Source organism: Pedobacter sp. MR2016-19 (assembly GCF_014947265.1).
Classification (GTDB): Bacteria; Bacteroidota; Bacteroidia; order Sphingobacteriales; family Sphingobacteriaceae; genus Pedobacter.
Window position 1 is genome coordinate 466,610 of record NZ_JADCNK010000003.1, and the last position, 13,036, is coordinate 479,645.

18 protein-coding genes are annotated in these 13,036 nt (G+C 36.1%); 13 read left to right on the forward strand and 5 right to left on the reverse strand.

Going from position 1 to position 13,036, the window contains the following annotated elements; all coding sequences use genetic code 11:
- Nucleotides 1-10: 10 nt before the first annotated feature.
- Complete coding sequence (locus IM793_RS06545) at nucleotides 11-502, reverse strand: hypothetical protein (protein ID WP_193420279.1); 492 nt, start codon at nucleotides 500-502, stop codon at nucleotides 11-13.
- Nucleotides 503-749: 247 nt separating this feature from the next.
- Here IM793_RS06545 and IM793_RS06550 point away from each other — a divergent pair, with 247 nt between their 5' ends.
- Nucleotides 750-1,301 (forward strand): hypothetical protein, encoded by a 552-nt coding sequence (locus IM793_RS06550; RefSeq protein ID WP_193420280.1) that lies wholly within the window; start codon nucleotides 750-752, stop codon nucleotides 1,299-1,301.
- A 56-nt stretch (nucleotides 1,302-1,357) separates the two neighbouring features.
- On the opposite strand, the gene IM793_RS06555 is transcribed toward IM793_RS06550, so the two are convergent.
- Together IM793_RS06555 and IM793_RS06560 are read right to left on the reverse strand one after the other, a co-directional pair.
- Complete coding sequence (locus IM793_RS06555; protein ID WP_193420281.1) at nucleotides 1,358-2,662, reverse strand: AarF/ABC1/UbiB kinase family protein; 1,305 nt, start codon at nucleotides 2,660-2,662, stop codon at nucleotides 1,358-1,360.
- A 7-nt stretch (nucleotides 2,663-2,669) separates the two neighbouring features.
- Nucleotides 2,670-3,323: a TetR family transcriptional regulator C-terminal domain-containing protein gene (locus tag IM793_RS06560; protein ID WP_193420282.1), complete on the reverse strand. Its 654-nt coding sequence runs from the start codon at nucleotides 3,321-3,323 to the stop codon at nucleotides 2,670-2,672.
- Between the two features lie 225 nt (nucleotides 3,324-3,548).
- Here IM793_RS06560 and IM793_RS06565 point away from each other — a divergent pair, with 225 nt between their 5' ends.
- From IM793_RS06565 to IM793_RS06575, 3 genes are all read left to right on the forward strand, one after another.
- Nucleotides 3,549-4,403 carry an HD domain-containing protein gene (locus IM793_RS06565; protein WP_193420283.1) on the forward strand — a complete coding sequence of 285 codons (855 nt, stop codon included), beginning with the start codon at nucleotides 3,549-3,551 and terminating at the stop codon, nucleotides 4,401-4,403.
- A gap of 211 nt (nucleotides 4,404-4,614) precedes the next feature.
- Nucleotides 4,615-4,755: a twin-arginine translocase TatA/TatE family subunit gene (locus IM793_RS06570; RefSeq protein WP_121284694.1), complete on the forward strand. Its 141-nt coding sequence runs from the start codon at nucleotides 4,615-4,617 to the stop codon at nucleotides 4,753-4,755.
- Nucleotides 4,756-4,814: 59 nt separating this feature from the next.
- Complete coding sequence (locus IM793_RS06575) at nucleotides 4,815-5,027, forward strand: hypothetical protein (protein ID WP_193420284.1); 213 nt, start codon at nucleotides 4,815-4,817, stop codon at nucleotides 5,025-5,027.
- A gap of 370 nt (nucleotides 5,028-5,397) precedes the next feature.
- On the opposite strand, the gene rpoN is transcribed toward IM793_RS06575, so the two are convergent.
- On the reverse strand, nucleotides 5,398-6,870 hold the full coding sequence (gene rpoN, locus IM793_RS06580) for an RNA polymerase factor sigma-54 (protein WP_121284696.1): 1,473 nt from the start codon (nucleotides 6,868-6,870) through the stop codon (nucleotides 5,398-5,400).
- A gap of 167 nt (nucleotides 6,871-7,037) precedes the next feature.
- Here rpoN and mscL point away from each other — a divergent pair, with 167 nt between their 5' ends.
- Nucleotides 7,038-7,487, forward strand: a complete 450-nt coding sequence (mscL, locus tag IM793_RS06585) for a large conductance mechanosensitive channel protein MscL (RefSeq protein WP_193420285.1) — start codon at nucleotides 7,038-7,040, stop codon at nucleotides 7,485-7,487.
- A gap of 369 nt (nucleotides 7,488-7,856) precedes the next feature.
- Here mscL and IM793_RS06590 read toward each other — a convergent pair whose 3' ends face one another.
- A complete protein-coding gene (locus IM793_RS06590; protein WP_193420286.1) occupies nucleotides 7,857-8,729 on the reverse strand; it encodes a ChaN family lipoprotein in 873 nt (290 codons plus the stop codon).
- Nucleotides 8,730-8,861: 132 nt separating this feature from the next.
- Here IM793_RS06590 and IM793_RS06595 point away from each other — a divergent pair, with 132 nt between their 5' ends.
- The 8 genes from IM793_RS06595 (at nucleotide 8,862) to yidD (ending at nucleotide 12,979) form a co-directional block, all read left to right on the forward strand.
- Nucleotides 8,862-9,626, forward strand: a complete 765-nt coding sequence (locus IM793_RS06595) for a LiaF domain-containing protein (RefSeq protein ID WP_193420287.1) — start codon at nucleotides 8,862-8,864, stop codon at nucleotides 9,624-9,626.
- A gap of 22 nt (nucleotides 9,627-9,648) precedes the next feature.
- The gene (locus IM793_RS06600) at nucleotides 9,649-9,996 is read left to right on the forward strand and encodes a DUF4288 domain-containing protein (RefSeq protein WP_193420288.1); all 348 of its coding nucleotides are present in this window, start codon (nucleotides 9,649-9,651) and stop codon (nucleotides 9,994-9,996) included.
- The gene (locus tag IM793_RS06605; RefSeq protein ID WP_227256160.1) at nucleotides 9,986-11,047 is read left to right on the forward strand and encodes a sensor histidine kinase; all 1,062 of its coding nucleotides are present in this window, start codon (nucleotides 9,986-9,988) and stop codon (nucleotides 11,045-11,047) included. The genes IM793_RS06600 and IM793_RS06605 overlap by 11 nt, the downstream gene beginning before the upstream one ends.
- Nucleotides 11,025-11,759 (forward strand): LytTR family DNA-binding domain-containing protein, encoded by a 735-nt coding sequence (locus tag IM793_RS06610; RefSeq protein ID WP_193420289.1) that lies wholly within the window; start codon nucleotides 11,025-11,027, stop codon nucleotides 11,757-11,759. Before IM793_RS06605 ends, IM793_RS06610 begins: the two co-directional genes overlap by 23 nt.
- A 113-nt stretch (nucleotides 11,760-11,872) precedes the next feature.
- Entirely contained in the window at nucleotides 11,873-12,070 is a 198-nt protein-coding gene (locus IM793_RS06615) for a hypothetical protein (RefSeq protein ID WP_193420290.1), read from the forward strand.
- Between the two features lie 71 nt (nucleotides 12,071-12,141).
- Nucleotides 12,142-12,300, forward strand: coding sequence for a 50S ribosomal protein L34 (rpmH, locus tag IM793_RS06620; RefSeq protein ID WP_010601723.1), 159 nt, complete (start codon nucleotides 12,142-12,144; stop codon nucleotides 12,298-12,300).
- A 66-nt stretch (nucleotides 12,301-12,366) separates the two neighbouring features.
- On the forward strand, nucleotides 12,367-12,765 hold the full coding sequence (locus IM793_RS06625) for a ribonuclease P protein component (protein WP_193420291.1): 399 nt from the start codon (nucleotides 12,367-12,369) through the stop codon (nucleotides 12,763-12,765).
- Entirely contained in the window at nucleotides 12,749-12,979 is a 231-nt protein-coding gene (gene yidD, locus IM793_RS06630) for a membrane protein insertion efficiency factor YidD (RefSeq protein WP_025142648.1), read from the forward strand. The genes IM793_RS06625 and yidD overlap by 17 nt, the downstream gene beginning before the upstream one ends.
- The last annotated feature ends 57 nt before the right edge of the window (nucleotides 12,980-13,036 follow it).

Consider the following 13,036-nt stretch of genomic DNA (forward strand, 5'->3'; position numbering starts at 1 on the left):
GGAGTATGCTTTATTGCTTGGTAAAATTATACTCCGTGTATACTCGCGAAACGAAGCCAGGTCCGGCGTTATCAAATCGCTGCTCAAGCACCCAGGTCATATTCGTATCAGTGATATTGGTGATATTAAATGTGTGTGCGATATCATAAGATTTCTCACCAATCTCTATCCTTGAAATATTATTATCGGAAATGGAAATTTTGTAACCGATTGCCTGTCTTCCATAACGGTCTGAAAGATAAAGTATTTCCGGGTTGCGAAAATCATACCATGGTTTAGGAGATTCAAAAGGAAGATTCTCGGTGTACGAAACCTTTCCGGTTTCATCATACTCCATATAGACTCCTTTAGTAAATTCCCACTCTCCTGAAACTTTTTGTTTAAGCAAAGTCAGCTGATCTTGCTGCGGAACTTCGTCATGCTTTTTACAACCTGAAAACAAGAGTACAAAGGCCAAAAGGATAACCGTTTCAGGGAAAAATTTCGTAATTTTAGATGTCATATAGAAAAATCTTCTGGTGATCTTGTTTTGTTGAAACTAACATCAAAACTTAGATATTGTTTTGGGTGTTATGAAAAAAGTGCCATTCTACAACTCGGGCCTAAACTTCCTTTACCTAACCGTAATAAATAGCAGCAGGGTTATTGATTATAATATGGTAACTTCAGGTGTAAAAGTTACAACAAACCAAATGGCAGGCAGATTGTTTAACCTAACAAAATCTTCCACTTAAATATTAAATGTACCTATGACCTTATGCAAAACTGTCCTTTTATTTTCCCTGTCTTTTGGTTTAACAAATGGGGCGTTTGCCCAGGTAACGAAACCTGCGCCATCGCAACAGAATTTAACATCGAACAAACAAATGGTCGACCAGGCAATTTTAGCAATTCGACAGGATGTGCAGAAAATTAATTCAAAGCGGCTAAAGAGGGAACACTACACTTACGAATCTGCCGGTTGTACGGAGGACGGAATAGTAGATTACTATTTTGATGAAAAAGCCATTGTTAAAATTGTAGAATCGGGTTCAATTGGCGATGGGAGTTGGGTAAATGAGTACTATTACCAATCCGGTAAAGTCATTTTTTGTTTTCAGACCATTATTGGCGGACCAGCAATTGGCAAGGTTACCAAAACAGAATACCGGTTTTATGTTAAAGATGACAGCCCTTTAAAAACAATGGAAGGAGCAAAGACTGTAAAATCAGATTCAAAAGCGACTGAATTTATCGGAACTGCAAACAGAATATTCAAAGCTTATGCATCAAAAGACTTTGCCGGAGCATTATGTAATTAATTCATTCCGATAACTATCGGATCATAGTGCCGCAACTATATTAATCTCCAGTATTTTTACCTTTCTAAAGTGGGTTTATAAGTGTCCGTATGTACAGTAGCTTTTAATTCATGCAAAATCTGGTACAATCCAAAGTTAGTCCTGTTAACATAAATAAAATGTTTTACGCCACGGGCCTGTTTGAATTCTGGCATTTTAGAAATCTTTTCACCGTAGGCGTACAGCTGCTCAAAAAAATCAGGTTTACTAAAATCAAAAGATTTACTGGTATAAGGTTTGGCAAAGAGGCTGATCATTTCTCTATATGATTTATAATAAAACTCAACCTGCTCAGTCGAATCGTCTGTATGGATCATATCCAGTTTTCTAAAAGCATCGATGGTTTTATTTTTATCATTAATGACATCAGTAGAAATTAAGGAGAAAAACGGGTAATAAAAGTCATCTGGCATTTCTTTAATACAGCCAAAATCAATTACCCCTAAGTTTTCGTCAGGAGTGATCATGAAATTTCCCGGATGTGGATCTGCATGTACAGCCCTCAGCTCGTGTTGCTGAAAGTTATAGAAATCCCATAGGGCCTGACCGATTTTGTTCCGAAGTTGCTGAGAAGGATTGGTCTGCAAAAATTCCTTTAGGTGCTGGCCATCAATCCAATCCATGGTAATGACACGCTTGCCAGATAATTCGGGATAATATTTCGGAAAAACCACATGATCGAGGTTTTTACAGGCTTCAGAAAATTCTATAGAACGTTTAACTTCCAGTTCATAATCCGTTTCTTCGAGCAAACGTTCCTCAACTTCTTTTATATAGATATTCAATTCCCTTTCAGACATGCCCAGTAAACGGAATGCGAAAGGTTTTACCAGTTTTAAATCAGACGAAATACTATCGCCCACGCCTGGATATTGAATTTTGATGGCTAATTTTTTGCCATTAAGCATGGCCTGGTGTACCTGCCCGATAGAAGCTGCATTGCTGGAATTTAAGTTAAAACTATCGAAAATGTTTTCGGGTGTTTTACCGAAATTTTTGGTGAAAGTGCGCACAATCAATGGACCAGAAAGCGGGGGTGCATTGTATTGCGACTGGCTAAATTTATCGACATATGATTTAGGCAGGATATTTTTATCCATACTCAGCATTTGTGCAATTTTTAAGGCGCTTCCCTTAAGTTCGCTCAGTGATTTATAAATGTCGGTAGCATTATCCTCGTTAAGCTGTTCCCTGTCCATTTCAGGGTTAAACAGTTTTTTTGAATAATGTTTGATGTAATTACCGCCGATCTGAATACCAGTTTTAACAAATTTTGCCGAACGCTCTACCTTTGTAGTTGGAATACTTTTTTGTGTCTTCATCTAATGTTTAAAACCTCATCTTTTCTGCAAATTTTCCGTTTCTGGATAAAAATTTCCCGTATTCCAATAAATTATCAATTGGCGAATGCTGAAAGAGATCGAAAGTAACATTGATGCCTTTTTCTATGGCTTCGTCGCTTTTTTCGAAACCTTCACTATCATCGTTAATCCAGAAATTAAGAATAAAGGCAAACTGGATCCATAAGGCATCTTTATATCTTTTGCTTAAAAAGCGTCGCTCAGCAAGTTCTCCACTATCTAAACCCTCTTCAATAATTTCCTGTGCAAAGTTCTCGAAAATAGGCTTTACACCAGCAAGTACATCAGGGGTAGAAAATTTACCCCGGTGATTTTTTAAGCTATAAATCACAAAACTGCGCTCATTCTTCAGATTTTCAAGATAACTGTAAAAGAAAGAAAGCATTTTTTCCCTGGCCGTATACTGGGGCCAAACTTCCTGCTCTTTGATTTTTGTAATGGTTTCGAAAGTGAGTTCAAACCAGATTGTTTTTTCAATGCTTTCGAAAGAAGAGAAAAACTGATAAAAATCGGCCTCGGTAATTTTAATCTTTTTTGCAAAAATGTAAACCGATTTAGGCTTTTCATTGTTCGTTAAAACATAATCTAAATACCCTTTTCTAATTTGTTCAGCAGTTGCCATATCGCTATTTTTTACAAGTATAACGTTTAATTAATCGGGTTGTTTTTACTGCTGGTTTTTTGTTGATCACGAAATTGTAATAATAGCTTTCAAAATATTTGAAAGTTGGTTTTTGACTAATTAATTTAGTTTTTAAATGGTATTAATGTGGATAATTTTTTATCAAAAAGCTAATTTATTTAGTATTTTTGCAATTGATTATTCTTTTAAATAAAAGCAAGCAATATGATTCAGGTGAATGATTTTTTATATGGCAAAATGGAACTGCCAATGGTATTTTCTGAGCTGTTAAATACTGACGCTTTAAAAAGGTTAGGTGGGGTTCATCAAAGCGGTGCTATATTTTTGGTCAATCCGGATATCTGCCATTCGCGGCTAGAGCATGCCATCGGAGTAACCATGTTGATCAGGATGCTTGGTGGTTCGGAACTGGAGCAAATTGCTGGCTTGCTACACGATATTTCACATACTGCTTTTTCTCATGTGGGGGATTATGTTTTCGACAATTTGGACGAAGATTATCATGAAAAAGTTTTTGCCGAAGTTTTATGTAAATCGGAAGTGCCTGATGTGCTGTTGAAATATGGATATAATGTTAACCAGATTCTATATGGCACCTTTGATATTTTAGAACAGCCCTTGCCAGCGCTCTGCGCCGATCGTTTGGATTATACTTTACGCGATGGTGTTCATGGTGGGGTAATTTCCCGTCAGCGTGCACGCGAATTTTTGACTTCCATTGTGTTGAATGAGGGGAAAATAGCGGTGAATGCACAAACTGAAGTAGCCTGGATTAATGAAGCTTTTGATAAGCTGAATAATGATGTGTTTAAATTGCCTCTTCATTTATATGCTAACGGCAAAATGGCCGAACTGATTAAGAAATTTTTGAATAAAGGAATATTAGTTGAAAGTGACCTGTTTAAAACAGATACTATGCTGCTGAACAAAATCAGAACATCATATGAAGGCTATGAAGCCATCAAGTCGATTAAACAATTAAAAGGTTTAGCCGAATTTATGCGCCATGGTGCGGTACCAAACATTAAAAAAAGAACTTTAAATGCGTTGCTGGTTTAGTTTTTAGGGGTAGGCGTTAAGCGTCGATTATTCTCTTCGTTTCGTCATCCTGAACTTGTTTCAGGATTTATCCAGTATAATTAATCAATTTCAATTTGGAGTTTATGCCGGGTACTAGGAAGCCAATGACCAATCTACCAATGGCCAATAAAGAAATAATCAAACAATCCGTTTTAAAAGAAATCACGTATATTGGGAAAAATATAAAGATATGTCTGCAGTGGAAATTATTTTGATCGGCGTGGTTATCCTGCTTATTTTTGGTGGTAAGAAACTACCTGAATTAATGAGGGGGATAGGGAAGAGTGTAAAAGAATTTAAGGATGCCAAAAATGAGCCGCCAGTTAAATAATTCTTATTAGTGAAACATTCTTTTACAGGCGCTGTTTTAATTAAAATAAATACCAAATAATGGAAAATCAAAAACAAGACCTGGCCAAATCAAAATCAGATTTTACTGAAGAAAATGCTGAAAATCCTGATAAAGGACTCGATAACTGGAACGACCGTTTAGAGGAGAATTTGGAGCCTGAAGCGCATAGTGATCATGAGGCAGATGAAAAGGCCAAAGATTTTTCAGAGAAATATGGTAGCGGCGATCAGTCCGACCAGGGAAATGACTGAATTTTTATCATATAGCCAATTAATAAGTTGGCTTTGGTTTTATATCTTATCAAATTAAATAAAGGTGATATTTATCAATATCAATCAGTTGATGATTTAACAGGGAACCATATTAAAGTGGAGTTGTCATCTTTTATTGGATTCTATTGATTGTGATTTATCAATCTAAATAAGTCTTCTACTACGCTCAGACTGAGAATCGCAGTGCTTAACTTAATGACATTAGAGTAATGCTGCAAACGAGGACTATATTATAGTAACGCTATAACAGGAGCTAAATAGCTAAGCCATTATTCAATTTCAAAGGTGAAAATGCACATGCCTATGCTCATAAACCCTGTAAACTAATAACTGAAAACTGCCAACTGGACTAAAGTTCTTTCCTCAGCCTTGCTACCGGAATATTCATTTGTTCGCGATATTTCGCGACTGTTCTTCTGGCAATGTTGTAACCTCTTTCTTTTAAAATTTCGGTTAGTTTTTCATCCGCCAAAGGTTTGCGTTTGTCTTCGTTGCCAATACAGTCTTCTAATATTTTTTTAACCTCTTTATTCGAAACTTCTTCACCGTTTTCGGTCTGTATAGCTTCTGAGAAGAAAGATTTTAACAGGAATGTGCCAAATTCGGTTTGTACATATTTAGAGTTTGCCACCCTGGATACGGTTGAGATATCCATATCGATTTTATCTGCAATATCTTTTAAGATCATCGGGCGCATTTTACGCTCATCAGCCGTTAAAAAATATTCATATTGATAGTGCATAATGGCATTCATCGTTTTTAACAAAGTTTGTTGTCTTTGTTTAATCGCATCTATAAACCATCGGGCGGAATCTAATTTTTGTTTAACAAACTGAACAGCCTCTTTTAGCTTTTTATCTTTAGATGCAGCCTTGTCGTAATGCTCAAACATTTCCTGATAAGATCTGCTTACCTTTAATTCAGGAGCATTTTTGGAATTTAAGGTTAAAATTAATATGCCATCGTTATTGCTGATGTGGAAATCAGGAATAATCTGCATTTGTTTAGTGGTAACCTGATTGGCATCACCTGGTTTCGGATTTAAACGTAAAATTTCATTTACCACCTCTTTAAGCTCTTCGCTATCCAGGCCTAAACTTTTTTCTAATTTATCGTAGTGTTTACGGGTAAACTCATCCAGATAGTTTTCTACAACATTCATTGCTTTAACTATAATGGGATTGTTCGGATCTTTTCTTTTTAACTGGATCAGTAAACATTCCTTCAGGTCTCTTGCACCAATGCCCGGAGGATCGAAGCTTTGGATCAGTTTTAACATTTCCAATACATCCTCTTCCTCAACAATAACATTCTGAGAAAAAGCAAGATCATCGATCATGGAGCCCAGCGGACGGCGTAAATAACCATCATCATCTAAACTGCCAATAATCTGTTTACCAATAATAAAATCCTGATCGGATAGGGGAATAAGGTCTAATTGCTCTTGTAAACTTTCAAAAAACGTACTTTCAATAGCAATTGGCGTTTCTTTTTTCTCCTCATCATCGTCGCCATTATTGTAGTTGGTGCTGTAATCGTTGGTCGAATCATCCTGTAAATAATCATCTACATTAAATTCATCCATGCTGGTATCTTCTGATGGTTGTTCATAATCTTCAGGTCCATCATTTAGATCATCATATTCACTCTTTGGCTCATCCTGAGTCATTAAGCTTGGATCTTCAAGCGCTGGGTTTTCTTCGAGTTCTTCTTTTACACGGGTATCTAAAGCAACGGTTGGTACCTGCAACAATTTAATAAACTGTATTTGTTGTGGTGATAACTTTTGTAATAATTTTTGTTGTAGGTGTTGTTTTAGCATATTAAATAGAAAAGAATATGGCAAAAATAAACAATAGATTTCAGATATTATGCTGATTTGATCTAAATGCTATTGATATGTTTGGTTTTAAAATTAATTTGCTAAACATTTGTATTGAGTTTAATGTTTGCTATTTTAGTAAATAAATAAAACTACACAGATAGCGTATGGGATTTGTAAAAGAATTTAAAGAGTTTGCCATTAAGGGCAATGCTTTCGATTTAGCAGTTGGAGTTATTATTGGTGGAGCTTTCGGTAAGATAGTGACCAGTGTAATTGAAGACTTAATAATGCCTGTAGTTGCTGCTATGGTGGGTAAACCAGATTTCAGCAGCATTTACTTTGCAATGGGTAAAGGATCAGAACTTATCCCGGAGGGAGCATCGTTGGCAGATGCCAAAAAAGCTGCTCCAGATGCCGCTATATTTGCCTATGGTAATTTTATTACGGTTGCGATAAACTTCTTATTATTGGCGTTAATTGTTTTTATTATGGTTAAGGCAATTAATAGAATGAAAAAGAAAGAAGAAGCCGTAGCAGTTGCCGCACCACCTGTGCCTACAAAAGAAGAAGTGCTTTTAACCGAAATCAGAGATTTACTAAAAGCAAAAGCATAAAATGTAAAAGCTCCGCAGACCTATACCAGCTTCGGAGCTTTTTATTTTAATAACCTAAGTTCGATTAATATTTGAATAATAGTGATTGTTTACAGGCGCTTTACCTCACGCGATCGTCATGCTGAATTTATTTCAGCATCCTTCCAGCTATTAAGACCCTGAAATGAATTCAGTGTGATGATACTAATACTAAAATACCTAAAGAATAGCTTCTTTTCAAGTGCTTTCGTTATGCTGATTTTATTTTACAAGTATAAAAAGTGTTTTCAATTATCTTGTAGCTACTGAGTGGTCAGCATCTTCCATCTTCTTGCAAAATAGACGACTCAAGTGATAAATATCTGCTGAACATCCTTTAACTGATTAAGGTTAATAACTCCTTTTTACCGTTGGATCTGTTACTATGATATAATCGCCAAGATTTTTAAATTTCTCCCAATTTGGGTTGATAAAACTTTCATCAGAAAACGAAGAAATATTCAGGATTTTTAATTTTGGATTTAATTGTTGGAGTTTTGCTAAAGTACCCAGTTTTTCATCGCTATGGAAACGCCCGTTTAGTTGAAAAACCTTTATGCCCCTGTTCGCCTTAATAAACTTATTAATAGACCAGGCCATGGTCGCATCCCATAAATTTTGGGTCTGATAAATTTTCATCGAACCCATACTGTGTCCACCCAAAGTTTCTGTAAATTTTTCATAATATCTACCCTGAGCCGTATCAATAGGCAAGGGAGGTAAAAAATTGAATGATGTTTTTGGGAAATTTTCTAAAACCTTAAGTCCACATTGTGTAACAGCATTGCTGTAGCGCGTTGCCGCATTTGCCGCAATAATTTTTAACCTGTTCTGTTTGGCATACTCAATTAAAGGTCTGTAATCTTTGTAATTTCCCCAGGCCCTGCTTTCTTTAATAAAATTCTTTTCTGATATTACTCCTGCCAGGTATTCGTCTAACTCAGGTTGTACATCAGTATGGAACATTTCTAATGATAGTCCTATATTTAATGGATATTTTAAATGGAGTTTTCTGAAAAGCACTGCTTCAAGGTAGTGCCCTACAGAATCATTATGGTCTTCGCCAAAGAATAAAACATCTGCCTGCTCCATATCAGCAACAATATCGTCTATCGATATCAATTTTTGTTTTTTTACATCGTAGATCTGATAATGGCTACTCATTTCCTGTGCCTTTAAGCAGGTAGAAGTAACAAGAACAAACATTAATAGGAGAAATTTCATGCCATCAAAATAACAAAATAATTTTCACCGATAAAATAAGGGCACTTACCGCCTTTTACCTAGTTTTTGCATGTTGTCTATATTATGACCAGGTGCTTATCAATATTTTTGGATTATTAAATACGAGCACAAATGGAAAATATTAATAATAACGATAATAGCCAGCTTAAAAACTCAGGAAGGGTTTGGAGCGGTTTCATCATAGTCATCATCGGATTTGCATTTTTATTGAACAATATGGGATTAGCGATTCCGAGATGGATATTCAGCTGGTCTAATTTTTTAATTTTACTTGGTGTATTTCTCGGCGTTCGTCGTAACTTTAAAGGAATAGCCTGGCTGATTTTGATTTTAATCGGCGCTTACAATACCTTATGTAGTATACCTGGATTAGATCTCGATTTATCTAAATACGCTTTAGGTATTGGTTTAGTGATAGTAGGCGGTTTTTTAATCTTCAGACCAAAGGATACTTTTGGTTTTAAGAAAAAACGTAAAGATAAAAACAAAGCCGATTTTGATTTTGACACAGCTAGCGATCAGAAGACCGCAAATAATAATGATGTTATTGATGTAATGGCCATTTTTGGTGGTAGCCATCAAACGGTTTACACTAAAAACTTTCAGGGCGGCGATATTACGGCCGTTTTTGGCGGTGCCGATATTGTAATGACCCAGGCCGATTTTTCTGAAACAGTATCGCTTGATGTAACGGCAGTTTTTGGAGGAATTAAATTAATTGTACCACAAAACTGGGCAATTAAATCGAACGTAACGGCATTATTTGGGAGCGTTGAAGATAAAAGATCACATGTAATGCCAGTAGCCGAGTTGAAAAAAACATTAATCTTAGATGGGACGGCTTTATTTGGCGGGATTGAAATTAAAAGTTTCTAAACATTTATTATAAACATCGCCTATGAAATGGTTTGCGGTAAATTGTATCTATCAGGTAATTTGTGGTGAAGGAAAGCATACGCCCCAATTTAATGAACAAACGCGTTTAATCCAGGCAGAAGGTATAAAGCAAGTCTTAAGCAAAGCTAATTTGAATGCCATACACTTTAATCCCTCTTTTAATAATTGCCAGGGTGATAAAGTAACATGGAAGTTTTTAGGTGTAGGTGGAATATCGGAAGTTGCAGAGCTTACCGATGGTGTAGAAGTAAGTTCCAGGATTGTTGAGCCTAAATCAGTTACACAATACCTGGAAAAGCTGGCACACCGTAATAAATCATTAACTAATCAAAATCATTTTGACAACTAGACCTTTATCCGTTCCGCAAATACAGAAAGTATCGTTAACCATTGCAATCGTGTGGACGGTATTGTGTGGTGCCGGATTGCATTATGTAGTTAATTTTTCCTGGTGGATAGCGATAACCGATAGCTTAACCAATAACTTTTTGCTGGCCCTGGCTTGTATAGGGTTAAGCAATATGCTGGGTTATTATCAGCCAAAAAATGAACGGATTCTCTATGTGCTGATTATTACGCTTGCCCTCACATTTGTAATTATTTATGCAGCTAAATACAGCGTGCTTTATATTTTTGTCGATTATAAAGAATACAAAGATTTTTACAATTTCTCTTTTGCCTTTAGGGGCTTAATTTCCTTTATGTGTTTAGCCTGGTGTGCTTTAGCTAATATTTTATGGTATAGGTTAGAAGAACAATCAGAAACACACGAAAGACTATCGGCAGCTAAAAGTTTAGCCAAAGAAGCTGAGTTAAATAAGTTAAGACACCAGTTACAGCCGCATTTTCTTTTCAATAGTTTAAATTCGGTATTTGCACTTACCATGGTTAATCCAAAAGAGGCGGGGGTAATGATTACAAAATTAGCTTCTTTTTTACGTGGTACCCTAAAACGCGATGATGAATTATGGGTTTCTGTGGAGGAAGAAATGGAGTACATTCAGCTGTATCTGGATATCGAAAAAGTAAGGTTTAGCCATAGGTTAAACATTGAAGTTAATGTTGCTGAAGATACTTTAAACCTTTGTCTGCCCGGTACATTATTGCAACCCATCGTAGAAAACGCCATTAAATTCGGATTGTATAATACATCTGCAGGCATTACGATCAAAGTTGATGTTACTGTAGAGTACAATATTTTACAGTTGCGCGTACAGAATCCTTTCGATCCCGAGATGAAAGCTACCGGAGGTACAGGGTTTGGTTTAAGTGCCATTAAACGCAGGTTATATCTGTTATTTGCAAATACACATTTATTACAAACCGATATTGAGGCAAATAATTTATATATTACCACCCTAAAAATTCCACAAAAAAATGATCAGAACAATACTAATTGACGATGAGCCTTTAGCGAGAGATATTGTAAAATATTACCTTTCGGATCATGCAGAAATAGAGATTGTAGCAGAATGTGTGGATGGGTTTGAAGGTTTAAAAGCCATTACCTTACATAAGCCTGATTTAATTTTTCTCGATATACAGATGCCAAAAATTAGTGGTTTCGAAATGCTCGAGCTGGTGGAAGATAAACCTGCGGTAATTTTTACCACAGCTTTTGATGAATATGCCATTAAAGCTTTTGAAGTAAATGCAGTAGATTATCTGCTTAAGCCAATTGATAAGTCGCGCTTCGATGCTGCTCTTAAAAAGTTACCGGGCAAATTAAATCAAACTGAAAATACGGAGGCTGTTTTGGATGCTGCAGCTTTAAGTCCGGCCCAAAACAATAGGGTAGTAGTAAAAAAAGATGGTGTAATTAAGATTATTCCTGTTGCCGATATCAACTATTTAGAGGCTGATGATGATTATGTGAAATTAAGTACAGTTGATGGTGCTTTTTACAAGAACAAAACCATGGCTTATTTTGAACAAACGCTTGATGTGAGCCAGTTTATTCGCATACACCGATCGTACATCATTAATCTGGCTCAGGTAACTAAAATAGAGCTGAAAGAGAAGGATAGTTATGTGGTTTTGTTAAAGTCTGATATTTGGTTGCCGGTGAGTAAAACAGGCTATGTGAAATTGAAGGCGGCGTTGGGCTTGTAAAAAAGATTATTTTATAAGTGGCGACACTCTGATCCAATAGCTATATGATTTATTTCATGGTCTTCATTGCAAGAAAGATGCTGACCACGATTAGGTATTAGATCTTTAAAGCAATGAAAACTGCTAATAAAATAAATTCAGCACAATGGCTCGCAGGTAGTAGTTTACCTCGTTCCATCGCGACGGATCATAGTGGAACGTTTGCTGAAAGATATAAAATATACAAACAGATATTAATAAAATGCCCCTCTGGGGCATCTTTTTCAAAAGAATTATTACATTTGCATTTAAATAGAAAAAATAATAATTAATCACTCTTGCATTTGTAGAGAAATCGCTTTATATTTGCACCTCTTAATTTTACAATAGATAATATACAGTCATGAAAAGAACATACCAACCTTCGCAAAGAAAGAGAAGAAACAAACACGGCTTCCGCGAAAGAATGGCAACAGCTAACGGCAGACGAGTATTAGCATCACGTCGTGCTAAAGGAAGAAAAAGATTAACAGTTTCTGACGAACGCAAGCATAAAGCATAATTTTTGATTGTTTTTCCGTTAATTCGGAATCGGCAGATCAAAATCTGCAATTATCAATCAAAATATATGTACACATTCAAGAAAGAAGAACGGTTATGCAGCAGGAAACATTTAGACCTGTTGTTTAAAAGCGGTTCTTCTTTTTTATTATATCCTTTCCGGATTTCTTATCTTTTTGTTGATGCACCAGCGAATGTACAAGCACAGGTGGTGATCAATGTTCCTAAAAAAAGATATAAACGGGCAGTAGATCGCAATCTGCTCAAGCGCCGCATACGCGAAGCTTATCGCCTAAATAAACAAGATAAATTTTACATGTCATTACCTGCAGATCGGGGATTACTTTTATTTTCAATCCAGTTTGTAGGAAAGGATAAGTACGAATTTGCTTTCATCGAGAAAAAACTGATCGCTACCTTTAAGCGTTTCCAAAATTTAATCCAGCCCAATGAAATTCATCAATAAAATTTTTGGATGGTTTTTTTTAGGTTTGATTAAAATTTATCAATACGCCATTTCACCTATGCTTGGCGCAAACTGCCGCTTTACACCAACCTGCTCCCAATATGGGATAGAGGCCATTAAAAAACATGGTCCTTTTAAAGGTGGCTGGCTGGCGCTGAAACGTATAGGCCGTTGCCATCCCTGGGGCAAACATGGACACGATCCGGTTCCATAGGAGAGCTCACTGGTTCATTAGTCATTAGTTTATTTGTTACCATCGCTGACTGGTTAT

Excerpts from the sequence above, each read along its gene's own strand:
- IM793_RS06545 (WP_193420279.1), bottom strand. The coding sequence starts at position 502 with ATGACATCTAAAATTACGAAATTTTTCCCTGAAACGGTTATCCTTTTG.
- IM793_RS06550 (WP_193420280.1), top strand. The coding sequence starts at position 750 with ATGACCTTATGCAAAACTGTCCTTTTATTTTCCCTGTCTTTTGGTTTA.
- IM793_RS06555 (WP_193420281.1), bottom strand. The coding sequence starts at position 2,662 with ATGAAGACACAAAAAAGTATTCCAACTACAAAGGTAGAGCGTTCGGCA.
- IM793_RS06560 (WP_193420282.1), bottom strand. The coding sequence starts at position 3,323 with ATGGCAACTGCTGAACAAATTAGAAAAGGGTATTTAGATTATGTTTTA.
- IM793_RS06565 (WP_193420283.1), top strand. The coding sequence starts at position 3,549 with ATGATTCAGGTGAATGATTTTTTATATGGCAAAATGGAACTGCCAATG.
- IM793_RS06570 (WP_121284694.1), top strand. The coding sequence starts at position 4,615 with ATGTCTGCAGTGGAAATTATTTTGATCGGCGTGGTTATCCTGCTTATT.
- IM793_RS06575 (WP_193420284.1), top strand. The coding sequence starts at position 4,815 with ATGGAAAATCAAAAACAAGACCTGGCCAAATCAAAATCAGATTTTACT.
- rpoN (WP_121284696.1), bottom strand. The coding sequence starts at position 6,870 with ATGCTAAAACAACACCTACAACAAAAATTATTACAAAAGTTATCACCA.
- mscL (WP_193420285.1), top strand. The coding sequence starts at position 7,038 with ATGGGATTTGTAAAAGAATTTAAAGAGTTTGCCATTAAGGGCAATGCT.
- IM793_RS06590 (WP_193420286.1), bottom strand. The coding sequence starts at position 8,729 with ATGAAATTTCTCCTATTAATGTTTGTTCTTGTTACTTCTACCTGCTTA.
- IM793_RS06595 (WP_193420287.1), top strand. The coding sequence starts at position 8,862 with ATGGAAAATATTAATAATAACGATAATAGCCAGCTTAAAAACTCAGGA.
- IM793_RS06600 (WP_193420288.1), top strand. The coding sequence starts at position 9,649 with ATGAAATGGTTTGCGGTAAATTGTATCTATCAGGTAATTTGTGGTGAA.
- IM793_RS06610 (WP_193420289.1), top strand. The coding sequence starts at position 11,025 with ATGATCAGAACAATACTAATTGACGATGAGCCTTTAGCGAGAGATATT.
- IM793_RS06615 (WP_193420290.1), top strand. The coding sequence starts at position 11,873 with ATGAAAACTGCTAATAAAATAAATTCAGCACAATGGCTCGCAGGTAGT.
- rpmH (WP_010601723.1), top strand. The coding sequence starts at position 12,142 with ATGAAAAGAACATACCAACCTTCGCAAAGAAAGAGAAGAAACAAACAC.
- IM793_RS06625 (WP_193420291.1), top strand. The coding sequence starts at position 12,367 with ATGTACACATTCAAGAAAGAAGAACGGTTATGCAGCAGGAAACATTTA.
- yidD (WP_025142648.1), top strand. The coding sequence starts at position 12,749 with ATGAAATTCATCAATAAAATTTTTGGATGGTTTTTTTTAGGTTTGATT.